Annotated in this window: 1 pseudogene; it reads left to right on the top strand. The window is 48.7% G+C overall.

The window, feature by feature from the left end:
• Window positions 1-232: pseudogene (locus KKC1_RS16410) on the top strand (IS1634 family transposase); the annotation flags it as partial.

A 232-nucleotide genomic window follows, 5' to 3' on the forward strand; every position in this document is an offset into this window, starting at 1 on the left:
TAACCCCCAGGAAGCCGAAAGGGATGCTCAGGTGCGGCAGCAAGTTCTTAAGCACCTCGAACAAAAGCTCAAGACCGGTGGTATAAAGAGCCTAATCAGCAACTCGGCTTACCGAAAGTTCCTTTCGGTTTCAAATGGTGCCGTCCAGATTGATAAAAACCGGATAAACGAAGAAGCCCGCTTTGACGGCAAGTATGTACTTAGAACCAATACCACATTGCCGGCAAGCGAA

The sequence above is a fragment of the Calderihabitans maritimus genome, from assembly GCF_002207765.1.
In the GTDB taxonomy this organism is placed as follows: Bacteria; Bacillota; KKC1; order Calderihabitantales; family Calderihabitantaceae; genus Calderihabitans; species Calderihabitans maritimus.